This is a genomic window from Nocardioides sp. REDSEA-S30_B4 (genome assembly GCF_001627265.1).
GTDB lineage: Bacteria > Actinomycetota > Actinomycetes > Propionibacteriales > Nocardioidaceae > Nocardioides.
In genome coordinates, this window is sequence record NZ_LUPI01000104.1 from 67,091 (window position 1) to 79,370 (window position 12,280).

General features: G+C 72.9%; 15 protein-coding genes. 10 read left to right on the forward strand and 5 right to left on the reverse strand.

Annotated features, from left to right (window positions below):
• Positions 1–176: 176 nt before the first annotated feature.
• The 5 genes from A6R01_RS18005 (at position 177) to A6R01_RS18025 (ending at position 4,458) form a co-directional block, all read left to right on the forward strand.
• Positions 177–326, forward strand: coding sequence for a hypothetical protein (locus A6R01_RS18005; RefSeq protein ID WP_292608965.1), 150 nt, complete (start codon positions 177–179; stop codon positions 324–326).
• Between the two features lie 226 nt (positions 327–552).
• On the forward strand, positions 553–1,125 hold the full coding sequence (locus A6R01_RS18010; protein WP_292608968.1) for a YceI family protein: 573 nt from the start codon (positions 553–555) through the stop codon (positions 1,123–1,125).
• A 91-nt stretch (positions 1,126–1,216) separates the two neighbouring features.
• Positions 1,217–2,164 (forward strand): GNAT family N-acetyltransferase, encoded by a 948-nt coding sequence (locus A6R01_RS18015; RefSeq protein WP_292608971.1) that lies wholly within the window; start codon positions 1,217–1,219, stop codon positions 2,162–2,164.
• 66 nt (positions 2,165–2,230) lie between these two features.
• Complete coding sequence (locus A6R01_RS18020) at positions 2,231–3,457, forward strand: MFS transporter (protein ID WP_292608974.1); 1,227 nt, start codon at positions 2,231–2,233, stop codon at positions 3,455–3,457.
• A 20-nt stretch (positions 3,458–3,477) separates the two neighbouring features.
• Positions 3,478–4,458 carry an LLM class flavin-dependent oxidoreductase gene (locus A6R01_RS18025; RefSeq protein ID WP_292608977.1) on the forward strand — a complete coding sequence of 327 codons (981 nt, stop codon included), beginning with the start codon at positions 3,478–3,480 and terminating at the stop codon, positions 4,456–4,458.
• Between the two features lie 33 nt (positions 4,459–4,491).
• On the opposite strand, the gene A6R01_RS18030 is transcribed toward A6R01_RS18025, so the two are convergent.
• The 3 genes from A6R01_RS18030 to A6R01_RS18040 form a co-directional block, all read right to left on the reverse strand.
• On the reverse strand, positions 4,492–5,094 hold the full coding sequence (locus A6R01_RS18030) for a hypothetical protein (RefSeq protein ID WP_292608980.1): 603 nt from the start codon (positions 5,092–5,094) through the stop codon (positions 4,492–4,494).
• 134 nt (positions 5,095–5,228) lie between these two features.
• Positions 5,229–6,455, reverse strand: coding sequence for an acyl-CoA dehydrogenase family protein (locus tag A6R01_RS18035; protein ID WP_292608983.1), 1,227 nt, complete (start codon positions 6,453–6,455; stop codon positions 5,229–5,231).
• A 117-nt stretch (positions 6,456–6,572) separates the two neighbouring features.
• Positions 6,573–7,190: a TetR/AcrR family transcriptional regulator gene (locus A6R01_RS18040; RefSeq protein ID WP_292608986.1), complete on the reverse strand. Its 618-nt coding sequence runs from the start codon at positions 7,188–7,190 to the stop codon at positions 6,573–6,575.
• A 117-nt stretch (positions 7,191–7,307) separates the two neighbouring features.
• On the opposite strand from A6R01_RS18040, the gene A6R01_RS18045 reads away from it, so the two are divergent.
• The 3 genes from A6R01_RS18045 to A6R01_RS18055 are packed head-to-tail and all read left to right on the forward strand — an operon-like array spanning position 7,308 to position 9,697.
• Entirely contained in the window at positions 7,308–8,168 is an 861-nt protein-coding gene (locus A6R01_RS18045; RefSeq protein ID WP_292608989.1) for an SDR family oxidoreductase, read from the forward strand.
• Between the two features lie 10 nt (positions 8,169–8,178).
• On the forward strand, positions 8,179–8,583 hold the full coding sequence (locus A6R01_RS18050) for a VOC family protein (protein ID WP_292608992.1): 405 nt from the start codon (positions 8,179–8,181) through the stop codon (positions 8,581–8,583).
• Between the two features lie 52 nt (positions 8,584–8,635).
• On the forward strand, positions 8,636–9,697 hold the full coding sequence (locus A6R01_RS18055; RefSeq protein ID WP_292608995.1) for a glycoside hydrolase family 6 protein: 1,062 nt from the start codon (positions 8,636–8,638) through the stop codon (positions 9,695–9,697).
• A gap of 57 nt (positions 9,698–9,754) precedes the next feature.
• On the opposite strand, the gene A6R01_RS18060 is transcribed toward A6R01_RS18055, so the two are convergent.
• Positions 9,755–10,252, reverse strand: a complete 498-nt coding sequence (locus A6R01_RS18060) for a DUF427 domain-containing protein (RefSeq protein ID WP_292608997.1) — start codon at positions 10,250–10,252, stop codon at positions 9,755–9,757.
• Between the two features lie 31 nt (positions 10,253–10,283).
• Between A6R01_RS18060 and A6R01_RS18065 the strand changes: the two genes are divergently transcribed.
• A complete protein-coding gene (locus tag A6R01_RS18065) occupies positions 10,284–10,442 on the forward strand; it encodes a hypothetical protein (RefSeq protein WP_292608998.1) in 159 nt (52 codons plus the stop codon).
• A gap of 63 nt (positions 10,443–10,505) precedes the next feature.
• On the opposite strand, the gene A6R01_RS18070 is transcribed toward A6R01_RS18065, so the two are convergent.
• Positions 10,506–10,697: a hypothetical protein gene (locus A6R01_RS18070; protein WP_292609000.1), complete on the reverse strand. Its 192-nt coding sequence runs from the start codon at positions 10,695–10,697 to the stop codon at positions 10,506–10,508.
• Positions 10,698–10,846: 149 nt separating this feature from the next.
• Here A6R01_RS18070 and zwf point away from each other — a divergent pair, with 149 nt between their 5' ends.
• Positions 10,847–12,265 (forward strand): glucose-6-phosphate dehydrogenase, encoded by a 1,419-nt coding sequence (zwf, locus tag A6R01_RS18075; RefSeq protein ID WP_292609003.1) that lies wholly within the window; start codon positions 10,847–10,849, stop codon positions 12,263–12,265.
• The last annotated feature ends 15 nt before the right edge of the window (positions 12,266–12,280 follow it).

Below are 12,280 nucleotides of genomic sequence, written 5' to 3' on the forward strand. Positions count from 1 at the left end.
TGGGGCCGGGCGACGGCGTACGTCGTCTCCTCACCCGGTCGGGGGAGCGGGACGCACGGGTCCCTCGGCCCGTCGACCCTCCAGGTGGAGCGCGGGGCCCACTTCTTTGCCGAATCTGGCGGTCCCGGTGGGGGCCGTGCTACCTTGGTGAACAGAAGGTGAACAGGAGGTGTCTCATGATGGGCACGCAGATGACCGCCGGCGGTTCGCAGGACCTGGTCCAGGTGTGGACCACGGTGACCGGCATCGACGGGTCCCCCCGTCTGGAGTCGCGCTGGACGACGGCCGAGCTGGCCGCAGCAATGCACGCCACGCACGCCGCCTGATCCCCCACTCCATCAGGCGGTACGCCGGAGCCCCGCTCCCCCGCACCGCCGCTGTCGAGAGCCTCGCCCCCCGGGCGGGGCTCTCGTCATGTCCGGGGGCTCGTCGCGCCGGCCGGCGCGGGCCGGTCCAGACCGGTCCGAGCACCTCCGCACCACCGGGGAATGAATCCGGACCCGGGTCCGGTTAGAGTGGTTGAACCTTCACCCACTACGCCAGGAGCACCCCATGAGCACCTCCGACTTCGACACCCCGACCACCGCCCTCGACGACATCGCCGGGGACTACACCCTCGACGTCAGCCACAGCCGCCTCGGCTTCACCGCCCGCCACGCGATGGTGACCAAGGTCCGCGGCCACTTCGCCGACTGGTCGGGCACCGCCCACGTCGACACCGCGAACCCCGCCGCCTCGAAGGTCGAGCTCACCATCAAGACCGCCTCGATCGAGACCGGCAGCGCCGACCGCGACGGCCACCTGGTCTCCGCGGACTTCTTCGACGCCGAGAACACCCCCGAGATCACCTTCGTCTCCACCGACATCTCCCGCGACGGCGACGACTGGACCATCACCGGCGACCTCACCATCAAGGGCGTCTCCAAGCCGGTCACCATCGACTTCGAGTCGACCGGCTCCGCGCGCGACCCGTTCGGCAACCTGCGCATCGGCTTCGAGGGCTCGACGACCATCAACCGCAAGGACTGGGGCCTGACGTGGAACGCCGCGCTCGAGACCGGCGGCGTCCTGGTCTCCGACAAGATCAAGCTCGAGTTCGACATCTCGGCGATCCGCAACGCCTGATCCCCGGCCTGTCCGTCCGGCGTGAACGTGCCCGAGGGGGCCGCCCGAAAATGGGCGGCCCCCTCGCCACGTCCTGGTGCACGATGCCGCCATGACCACGACCGACCACCCCGCGGGCACCACCGGAGCACCGTCGCTCCCGGCCGGTCTCACGGCTCGCCCGCTCACCCTCGAGGACGCCCGGGCCGTCTACGAGGTGATGGCCGCCCAGCAGCGCGCCGACATCGGGACCGCCGAGATCGAGGTCGCCGACATCGTCGCCGACTGGCAGCGACCCTCCTACGACCTCTCCGCCAGCAGCGTCGGCGTGCTCGACGGCGACCGCCTCATCGCGTGCGCGGAGGTGATGGCCGCCGGGCGCGGCGACGCCGGCGTGCACCCCGACCACCGCGGCCGGGGCATCGGCACCTGGCTGGCGCACTGGATGCAGGCCAAGGCCCGCGAGCAGGGCGTCCCCGAGGTCGGCATGCCGCAGCCCGAGGGCTCGCCCGGCGACCGCCTGATGGAGCAGCTCGGCTACCACGTGCGGTGGCACTCCTGGGTGCTCCGGCTGCCCGAGGGCACGGTCGTCCCCGAGCGGCCGTTGCCGGAGGGCTACACGCTCCGCGCGGCGACCGAGGAGGAGCACCCCCAGGTCCACGCCGTCCAGGAGGACGCCTTCCTGGAGTGGTCGGTCCGCGAGCGGGACACCTTCGAGGAGTGGCGGGCCGGCACCGTCCTGCGCCCCGGTTTCGAGCCCTGGCACCTGCGGGTCGTCCTCGACGGCGACGGCGCGGTCGTGGCGATGGCGTTCCTGGTCATGTTCCCCCGCGAGGACGGCCAGCTCGAGGCGTACGTCGACAGACTGGCCACCCGGGGCGACCAGCGCGGCCGCGGCCTGGCGCAGGCGCTGCTCGTCGACGCGTTCGGCATCGCTGCCGAGCACGGGGCCGTCGGCAGCTCGCTCTCCACCGACTCCCGCACCGGCGCGCTGGGCCTCTACGAGAAGGTCGGCATGGTCGTCACCCAGACCTGGGTCAACCGCGCCATCGCCGTCTGACTGCCGAACCGGCGCATCAACACGTCGGGTCGACCCACCAGAACCGGGCTCCCGCACACTGGCCCGGTGGACAGGACGCAGGAGGGTCGGCTCGGTCCGGTCCCGCAGCCCGAGGGGGCCCGGCGGCAGCTGGCGCTGATCGCCGGCGTGCAGGTGCTCGGCCTGGCGGTGTGGTTCTCGGCCACCGCGATCGCGCCGACGCTGCGGGTCGAGTGGGGGCTCTCGACCGGCGCCGCGGTGTGGCTCACCGCCTCGGTCCAGCTCGGCTTCGCCACCGGCGCGGTGGTGTCCGGGCTGCTCACGCTCGCCGACCGGGTGCCACCGCACCGGCTCGCGGCCGCGTGCGCGCTGGGCGCGTCGGGGTGCACGGCGACGCTCGCCCTGGTGTCCGACGGGTTGGGCTCCGCCGTACCGCTGCGCTTCCTGACCGGCGCCTTCCTGGCCGGGCTCTATCCGGTGGGGATGAAGCTGACCGCGTCGTGGGCTCGACCGGTCGACCGCGGCCGCGCCTTCGGGCTGCTCATCGGCTGCCTGACCCTCGGCTCGGCGCTGCCCCACCTCGTGGCCGCGGCGGGCCCACTGCCCTGGCGGGCGGTGATGCTGACCGCAGCGTCCCTGACCCTGCTCGCGGGGCTCGCGGCCCTGGTGGCCGTGCGTCCGGGACCACTGCTGGCCCGCGGCGCCAGGCCCGAGCTGCGGCACGCGTGGGCAGGGTTCCGCGAGCCGGCGCCGCGGCTGGCCAACCTCGGCTACTTCGGGCACATGTGGGAGCTCTACGCCCTATGGACCTGGCTCCCGGCCTTCCTGGTCGCCCAGCGGGGGTGGGACCTGTCGGCCGGCGGCGTCAGCGCGGTCACCTTCGCCACGGTCGGCGGCGCCGGGCTGGTCGGCGCGCTGGTCGGCGGGTGGGCGGCCGACCGGTGGGGCCGCGCCCCGGCCGCCTCCGGCGCGATGCTGGTCAGCGGTGCCAGCTGCCTGCTCTCGCCGTTGGTCTTCGACGTCCCGGCCGCAGTGCTGGCGGTCTTCCTGGCGGTGTGGGGAGCCTCGGTGATCGCGGACTCCGGCGTCTTCTCCACGGCGCTGAGCGAGACCGCCGACCAGCGCTTCGTCGGGACGGCGCTCACGGTCCAGACCGCCGTCGGTTTCACGCTGACCGTGCTGACCATCCAGGCGCTGCCGGCGATGGCGGAGGCGGTGGGGTGGCAGTTCGCCTTCTGGCTCCTCGCGCCCGGCCCGCTGCTCGGCGCCCTGGCGATGCGCCGCTTCCGGATCGCGATCCAGGACAAGGACTAGAACACGTTCTAGTATGGCGCATGGTCACCTTCGTCACCCGCTTCGACCTGCGTGCCCCCGGCGCCACCGGCCGGGAGCGGTCCGAGCTCTACCGCCGCTCGATCGAGCAGGCGGCGTACCTCCAGGCGCGCGGCCGGCAGCCGATCATGGTCAGCGAGCACCACGCCTCGGACGACGGGTACCTGCCCAGCCCGATCCCGTTCGCCGCAGCGATCGCCGCGGTGACCACCGACGTCCCGATCACGATCTCCGCGCTGCTGGTGAACTTCTACGACCCGATCCGGCTCGCCGAGGACCTCGCCGTCCTCGACCACCTCTCCGGTGGCCGGGTCTCGTGCACGGTGGGGCTCGGCTACCGGCGCGAGGAGTACGACCTATTCGGCCGCCCGTGGGAGACCCGCGGACGCGATCTCGAGGCGCGGCTCGAGGTGCTGCTGCAGGCATGGACCGGCGAGCCCTTCGAGCACGAGGGCCGCACGGTGCGGGTGACGCCGAGACCGCTCTCGCGCCCCCACCCCTTCCTGATGTACGGCGGCGGGTCGGTCGCCGCAGCGCGCCGGGCCGGCCGGCTGGGGCTCGGCTTCCAGCCGCAGCACGGCGACCCGGCGTTGAAGGAGGCCTACGACGCCGCCTGCCGCGAGGCCGGTCGGGACCCAGGGTTCGTGCTGCTGGCGCCGCCCGGCCCGGCCAACGTGTTCGTCACCGAGGACGTCTATGCGTTCTGGGAGCGATGGGGCCACCACCTGCTGGCCGACGCGACGGCGTACCAGGAGTGGCACGGCGAGAATGCGTCGTACGTCCTGGACGCCTCGCGGACCGTCGAGGAGATGCGCGCGGCGGGCGTCTACCTCGTCACGACTCCCGAGGACCTCGTCGACCGCTGCCGCGCGGGAGAGGTGCAGCTCGTGACCAGCCACCCCGGCTGCGGCGGGCTGCCCGCCGAGCCGTCGTGGGACCACGTGCGGCTGCTGTGCGAGCGGGTCATGCCGGCGCTGGCCTGAGGCCTCCCCGCCGCGACCGCCCCGCCGCGACCGCTACGCCGGGAGCTCGACGGTCGTCACGAGGCTCGTGACAGAGGGCCGCGGCGGCGTGGAGGAGAACCCGAATCCGGGCTCGGGGCTGACCGGCGCCAGCGCGCCGAGCGGGGTCCCGTCGAGCGTGCCACTGGCGGACACGACCGCCCGGTGGTCGGTGGCGGCGTAGAACTCGCGTCGGCCGTTCCCGGCCGAGCCCCGGGTCCGCACCCCGCGCAGCACCACCCGGGCGACCGGGTCGGTGACGGTGCACCAGGCGGGAGAGGTGGCCAGGCGCCGCGGGACCAGCCGCAGCAGCCGCCCGAGCACGGTGCGACGACCCACCGCGAGAGCGAGCGTGAGGGAGGGGGACCGCACCTGCCAGGTGGCGTCCCCCGTGACGTCGAACGGCTCGATCCGCACCTCGTCGAAGGAGTACGTCGCTGCCACGAAGTCCGCGACCTCCTGGCTCGGTGCGAGGAGGATCCGGCGCCCCTCGGGCGTGGCGACCATGGCGTCGGCGAAGGCCCCCAGGGGGCCGCGCTCCCACCGGCCGACGACGACCCTCACGCCCGACGTCGAGCCCACCCCGGCGATCCGGCCCTCGAACCGCTGCCGGGTCATCGACGCCGTGGCCTCACTTCTTGTGCGCGTTGACGAAGAACATCCGGTAGCCGAGATAGGCAAGGGCCACGATGATCACCAGGGCGAGCAGCAGCTTCATGCAGCCATCGTGTCGGGCCGCCTGGCCTGGCTGCTCACCTGATCGGGGCCCCCGACACCGTGCGGGCGATGACGAGCCGCTGGATCTCCGAGGTCCCCTCGAAGATGGTGTAGATCCGGGCGTCGCGCGCCCAGCGCTCGACGGGGTACTCCCGCGTGAAGCCGTTGCCGCCGAGGATCTGCATCGCCTGGCCGGTCACCTTGATCGCGGTCTCGCCGGCGAAGAGCTTCGACATCGACCCCTCGGCCTTGTCGAAGGACCCGCCCGTCGCGGCCTTCCACGACGCGCGCCACACCATCAGCCGCGCGGCGTCGATCTGGGTGGCCATGTCGGCGAGCTGGAAGGCGACGCCCTGGTTCTCGATGATCGGCTTGCCGAACTGCTCGCGGGTCTTGGCGTAGTCCAGCGCGGTCTCGTACGCCGCTCGCGCGATGCCGACCGCCTGCGCGCCCACCGCGGGGCGGGTGCGCTCGAAGGTCGCCATGCTGGCGTTCGAGCCGCCGGTCGACGCGCCCTCGCGGGCCCGGGCGAGCCGGGCGTCGAGCTTATCCTTGCCCCCGAGCAGGCAGCGGCCCGGCACGCGCACCTGGTCGAGGACGACCTCGGCGGTGTGCGAGGCGCGGATGCCGTGCTTGTGGAACTTCTGCCCCTGGGAGAGGCCCTTGGTGCCCGGCGGGACGATGAACGAGGCCTGGCCGCGCGTGCGCAGGTCGGGGTCGACCACGGCGGTCACCAGGTGCACGTCGGCCAGGCCGCCGTTGGTCGCCCAGGTCTTGGTGCCGTTGATGACCCACTCGTCGGTCGCCTCGTCGTACGTCGCCCGGGTGCGCATCGCGCCGACGTCGCTGCCGGCGTCGGGCTCGGAGGAGCAGAAGGCGGCGATCTTGAGGTCGCCGGGCTCGCCGAACATCTCCGGCGCCCACTCGGCCAGCTGCTCGGGGGTGCCGTTGCTGGCCAGGCCGGCGGCGGCCAGGGCCGTGCCGACGATGGACAGGCCGATGCCGGCGTCACCCCAGAACACCTCCTCCATGAAGATCGGGATGCCCAGGCCGGTGGGGTCGAAGGACTGGGTGGCGAAGAAGTCCAGGGAGTAGATCCCGACCTTGGCGGCCTCCTCGACCACCGGCCAGGGGAACTCCTCCTTCTCGTCCCACTCAGCAGCCGCGGGTCGGATGACCTCGGCGGAGAAGGTGTGCAGCCACTGCTGCAGCTCGACGTGGTCGGGGGAGGGGCCGAAGCTCGGCACGGGTGCGTCCGTCACGTACTGGAGAGTAACCGCGACACGGTGTCGCTGTCAGTGGGTCGGCTCGGGATAGTCCGCATCCGATCTCACCCTCAGCGCGCGCTGAGGGTGAGAAGTCGTGCGGACTATCCCGACTCATCGGTGCGCGAGCCGCGTGAACGCCCACGTCGCGGCGTCGGCGATCTCGGCGGGCGTGGTGTCGACGGTGCCGTCGAGCCAGGCCACCACCAGCTCGGAGAGACCGCCGACGAACAGCATCGCGGCGAGCACGCCGGTGCTGCCGCGCTCGGCCTCGTCGCCGTACAGCTCCAGCGCCTCGACCTCGGCGAAGTCGGCGAGGCCCTTGAGCATCGCCTGCCGGCGGGCGCGCAGGGTGGGGCGGCTGGGGGCGAGGATCATCGCGGCGCGGCCCTTGCGCGGGTCGTCGACGAAGATGCCGACGAACGCGGCGACGGCGGCGTGCGCCCGCTCGGCCGGGCCGCCCTCGGTCTCCTCCACGGCCCGGGCGGTGAGGTCGAGGATCTCCTCGTAGATCGACTCCAGCACCGCGCTCAGCGCGGCCTCGAGGCCGGTGAACTGCTCGTAGAAGTAGCGCTCGGTGAGGCCGGCCTGCTGGCAGATCCGGGTCATCGTCACCGGCGGCCCGTCGAGGCTCCCCCAGACCTCGAGCGTGGCCTCGAGCAGGCGGGCGCGGCGTTCGGTGGAGCGCTCCTCGGCGCTCTGCCCGCGGTAGACACCCTGCTTGACGGCCACGGCTCACAGCATCCCACTTCTTTACCCGTCGCGGGCGGTGGAATGAATCACGCCGAGGCGTGCCGGATCACGGGCGGAGGCTGGTGACAGCCTCCGCTGTCAGTTTACGCTCCGGCTGTGACCCGGACCACAGCCCCACGTCTGCTCTCCCGCACCCCCGACCGCGACGTGCGCGGCAAGGTCGTCGCCATCACCGGCGCCGGCCGCGGCATCGGTCTGGCGACGGCCGCCCGCTTCGCCGACGCCGGCGCGATCGTGGTCATCGGCGACCTCGACGACGACGTCGCCGCCAAGGCAGCGGCGCAGGTCGGCGGCGGAGCCGAGGGGTACGTCGTCGACGTGGCCGACCGGGAGTCCTTCGCCGCCTTCCTCGACCGCGCCGAGGCGCTCGGCCCCGTGGAGGTGCTGGTCAACAACGCGGGGATCATGCCGCTCTCCCCGCTGGTCGACCAGTCCGACGCCTCGATCGACAAGGTCCTCGACATCAACCTGCGCGGCGTCATCACCGGCACCCGGCTGGCGGCCCGCGCGATGGGCGCCCGCGGTCACGGTCACGTCGTCAACGTCGCCTCGGCAGTCGGACGGATCGGGATGGCCGGCGGCGCGGTCTACTCCGCCAGCAAGTTCGGCGTGGTCGGCTTCTCCGAGGCGATGGCCGGCGAGCTGCGCCCGGTCGGCGTCGACGTCTCCGTGGTGCTCCCGACCGTGGTGGCCACCGAGCTCGGCGCCGGCGTCTCCGCGACCCGCGGGATGCGACCGTGCCGGCCCGAGGAGGTCGCGGACGCAGTGCTGGCGACCGTGCGCCGCCCGCAGTTCGAGACCTGGGTCCCGGGCTACGCCAAGGGCCTGTTCTACGGGACCAACACCTTCCCGCGCCGGGTCCGCGACGCGATCAGCCACGCCCTGCGGGCCGACAGCTCGCTGAGCGCCGTCGACACCGAGGCCCGCGCGGAGTACGAGCGCCGCGCCTCGCGTTGAGGGGTCCGCGATGACCGGGTTCCGCCTCTCCAGCACCGTGCTCGCCGCCCCCGACCCCAGGGCGCTGGCCGCGTTCTACCGGGCGCTCCTGGACTGGGAGACCCGCGACGACGAACCCGACTGGGTGGTGCTGAAGCCGCGCGGCACCGGTCACGGGGCCGCCACCGGCCTGGCCTTCCAGCGCGAGGCCGACCACGTGCCCCCGCGCTGGCCGGCCACGGGGGGTGACCAGCAGATGCAGGCGCACCTCGACATCGGCGTACCCGACCTGCCGGCGGGTGTCGCGCGGGCCGAGGAGCTGGGGGCGGTCCAGGCCGCCACGCAACCGCAGGACGACGTGCGGGTCATGCTCGACCCGGCCGGGCACCCGTTCTGCCTGTTCCTCGACCCCCTCGGTGACCCCACCGGCGCGTGAAGCCCTCGGGATTGCCGGGACAGGAGGCGGTCGCGTCCCGCACCCTGGTGTCGTGCCCCTCGCCCTGACGCTGCGCCGCGCGCTCCTCGCGCTCCCCGCCCTCGCCCTGGTGGCGGGGTCGTCCGCGGTGGTCGGACCGCCCTCCAGCGCCGCCGACGGGGCGGACACGGGGGCCGACAGGGGGGCCGTGACGAGCGCCGCCCGCAAGGCCAAGGACCCACGCAAGACGCGCGGGCTGTACGTCGACACGCGCATGCCCGCGCACCAGCAGGGCCCGGCGTACTCGAAGATCGCCAAGCGGCCCCAGGCGCTCTGGCTCGGCTCGGAGTACTACCCCACCGACCAGGTCGCGGGCGTGGTCTCCACCTACGTGGACCTCGCCGAGAGCGCCGGCAAGACCCCGATGCTCGTCGTGTACTCGATCCCCGACCGCGACTGCGGGCAGTACTCCTCCGGTGGCCTGCCCGGGGTCGACGCCTACAAGAAGTGGGTGGCCCAGGTGGCCAAGGGCATCGGCAGCAGCAAGCCGATGCTGGTGCTCGAGCCCGACGCGCTGCCGTTCTACCACCAGGGCACCTGCGGCAACGCGAACAACCGCATCAAGGCGCTCCGCTCGGCGGTGCGCAAGCTCTCCAAGGCCGGCGCCTGGGTCTACATCGACGCGGGCCACTCCGGCTGGACCACCGGGGACACCTCCAAGGACGACACGCCCTGGGACGGTCGCGCGGAGCTGCTGAAGAAGGCCGGCGTCGCCGGCGCCCGCGGCTTCAGCACCAACGTCTCCAACTTCCGCCGGATGAAGGACGAGAAGCACTACGCCGCGTGGATGGTGCGTCAGCTGAGGAAGCTCGGCATCAAGGGCGTGAAGTACGTCGTCGACACCTCGCGCAACGGCGCCAAGAACCCCGTCGACGGCGACGTCATCAACCCCACGTGGGCGCGCATCGGCCAGAAGCCCCGGCTGCGCTTCGACAAGGCCTTCGACGGCACCCTGTGGGTCAAGCACCCCGGCGAGTCCGACGGCACCGTCAACGGCGGCCCGGCGTCGGGCCAGTGGTGCGACCTGCTCGCCGACCGGCTGCTGGGCGACGAGAAGTCCCAGAACGGGTGCTGACGGGGGCTGGGGTGGTCTTCCACCTCACCGGGTCTCGACACGCGGGTCGCGTCCTCGCTACCAGCCCCAAGAGCCCTGGCTCCCCTTGAAGGGCCCGACCACACGGTCGGTGATCCAGCCGCCGTAGAACCCGCCGTCCTGCGGACGCACCACCTCGCCGTCGACCCGGCAGGCGTCGACGAGTCCGGGCATGACCGCCCACGCATCGGCCAGCTCGAGGAAGGTCGGCGTGGGGTCGGGGTAGGTCCAGGCGGCCCGGGGCGCCACGCGGTCACCGCCGTGGAGGTCGGCGTACGCCGCCTGCCCCTTCCACTCGCAGTGCGAGCTGCCCTGGGTGGGGACGAGCGCGCCGTCGACGAAGGCCTCGCGCGGCAGGTAGTAGGTGGGCGGGTGGCTGGTCTCCAGGACCCGCCAGCCGCGTGTGCTGCGGGCGATCACCACGCCGCCGAGCTCGACCTCGACCAGCTCGTGGGTCTCCTCCAGGGCGGGTGGTCGGGGGTAGTCCCACACCGACTCCTGGCCGGGTCCGGGCCGCTCGGGCCGAGGTCGTCGCACGGTGCCAGCCTAGGTCGGGGCTGGTCGTAGCGTGGCCGCTCCTGTCGAGCAGTGGGGGACCTCCTGTCCCGACGACCTGGGGCTGGTCGAGGTCAGGATCGCCTTCACCAGCTACTGCGAGATCCACGGCAGCGCCGAGTACGTCCGCGTGCTCGACCCCGGGACCGGGGACCAGCTGCTCCAGCCGTAGGTCCACACCGACCGGGACCTGCTGCCGGGCCCCCCTGGCTCGTCGGTGCTGCTGCCCTGCGCCTCAGGCGCTGGTGGCGGGTACCTCCACCCGTAGGTTCATCAGGTCCAGGGCGGTGTGCAGGTCGTCCGGGGAGTCGAACGCGTCGGTGACCTCGTCAAGCAGGACGCTGCACCACGTGGGCTCCTCGGAGAAGACACAGCTCCCGAAGTAGGCGCTGATGGCCCGGGTGGCGGTGTCGTTGTCGAGACTCATGCCCCGCAATATGCCAGGTCAGAACCCCTGACGGGGTCACCCGCTCGTTTTCTGGCTCGAACGGGTGAGGGTCGCCCACGCGGGCTCCCGACGGGCCCCTCCCCGGGCGGGTGGTGTCCGCGCGGGCGACGCCGGGCAGCCTCGAGGTCGTGAGCGACTCCACCGGCTCGACCCTGCCCCCGCACGTCCTGGTCCTCTTCGGCGCGACCGGCGACCTGGCCTCCCGCAAGCTTCTCCCCGGGCTCTACCACCTCGCGGCCGCCGGTCGGCTGCCCGAGGAGTACGCCGTCATCGGCACCGGGCGGCACTCCCCCGGCACCGACGAGGAGTTCCGCGAGCGGATCCGCTCGGCCCTCGACGACAGCATCGACGACCTCGACGGCGACCTCGCCGACGACCTGCTCTCGCGGCTGCGCTTCCAGACCTCCGACGCCGAGGACGGCTCCGACCTGGCCGAGGCCGTCCGCGAGGCCGAGGAGTCGATGTCGGCCGACGCCTCCGAGGTCCGGCGGCTGCTCTACCTCTCCATCCCCCCGGGCGCGATGGAGCCGATGATCGCGATGCTCGGCAAGGATGGGCTCACGGACCGGGCCCGTCTGGTCGTGGAGAAGCCGTTCGGCCTGGACCTGGAGTCCTCGCGCGACCTGGACGCCGCCCTCAAGGGCGTCGTCGAGGAGGACCAGGTGTTCCGCATCGACCACTTCCTGGGCAAGGAGGCGGTGCAGAACATCCTCGCGCTCCGCTTCGCCAACGGCCTCTTCGAGCCGGCGTGGGACGCGCGCTCGGTGGAGTCGGTCCAGATCGACGTACCCGAGGAGCTCGGGCTGGAGGGGCGCGGCTCGTTCTACGAGTCCACCGGCGCGCTGCGCGACATGATCTCCACCCACCTCACCCAGATCCTCGGCTTCGTGGCGCTGGAGGACCCCGGCTCCTTCGAGGCCCGCGCGCTGCGCGACGCCAAGGCCGCGGTCTTCGAGGCGATGCGTCCGCTGGACCCCGAGCGCAGCGTCTTCGGCCAGTTCGAGGGCTACCGCGAGGAGGACGACGTCGACCCGGACTCCGACGTCGAGACCTTCGTGGCGCTCGAGGCCTGGGTCGACAACGACCGCTGGCGCGGCGTGCCGTTCCTGCTGCGCACCGGCAAGGCGATGGCCGCCACCCGACGCACGGTCACCATCCGCTTCCGCACACCGCAGTCGGGGATCTTCGAGCGCTCGGTCGCCTGCAACGAGCTGGTGCTGGAGCTGACCGACTCCCCCGTGGTGACGCTGCACCTGCAGGGCAAGCTGCCCGGCCCGGACATGGAGCTGACCGGGGCCACCATGTGCCTGGACCTGGGCGACGTGCCCGACGCCGACCCGCTGGAGGCCTACGAGCGGCTGATCCTCGACGTGCTGCGCGGGGACCGGTCGCTGTTCACCCGCGCCGACGAGGTGGACCGGATCTGGCAGGTCTGCCAGCCGCTGCTGGACTCCCCGCCCGCGGTGCAGTCCTACCCCCGGGGCTCGTGGGGCCCCGACGCCGCGCTGGACCTGCCGCCGGGTGGGTGGAGGCTGTGCCGGGAGTGAAGGGTGTGACGCAGG

Coding starts and splice junctions, on each gene's coding strand:
- A6R01_RS18005 (WP_292608965.1), top strand. CDS start 177: ATGATGGGCACGCAGATGACCGCCGGCGGTTCGCAGGACCTGGTCCAG.
- A6R01_RS18010 (WP_292608968.1), top strand. CDS start 553: ATGAGCACCTCCGACTTCGACACCCCGACCACCGCCCTCGACGACATC.
- A6R01_RS18015 (WP_292608971.1), top strand. CDS start 1,217: ATGACCACGACCGACCACCCCGCGGGCACCACCGGAGCACCGTCGCTC.
- A6R01_RS18025 (WP_292608977.1), top strand. CDS start 3,478: ATGGTCACCTTCGTCACCCGCTTCGACCTGCGTGCCCCCGGCGCCACC.
- A6R01_RS18030 (WP_292608980.1), bottom strand. CDS start 5,094: ATGACCCGGCAGCGGTTCGAGGGCCGGATCGCCGGGGTGGGCTCGACG.
- A6R01_RS18050 (WP_292608992.1), top strand. CDS start 8,179: ATGACCGGGTTCCGCCTCTCCAGCACCGTGCTCGCCGCCCCCGACCCC.
- A6R01_RS18070 (WP_292609000.1), bottom strand. CDS start 10,697: ATGAGTCTCGACAACGACACCGCCACCCGGGCCATCAGCGCCTACTTC.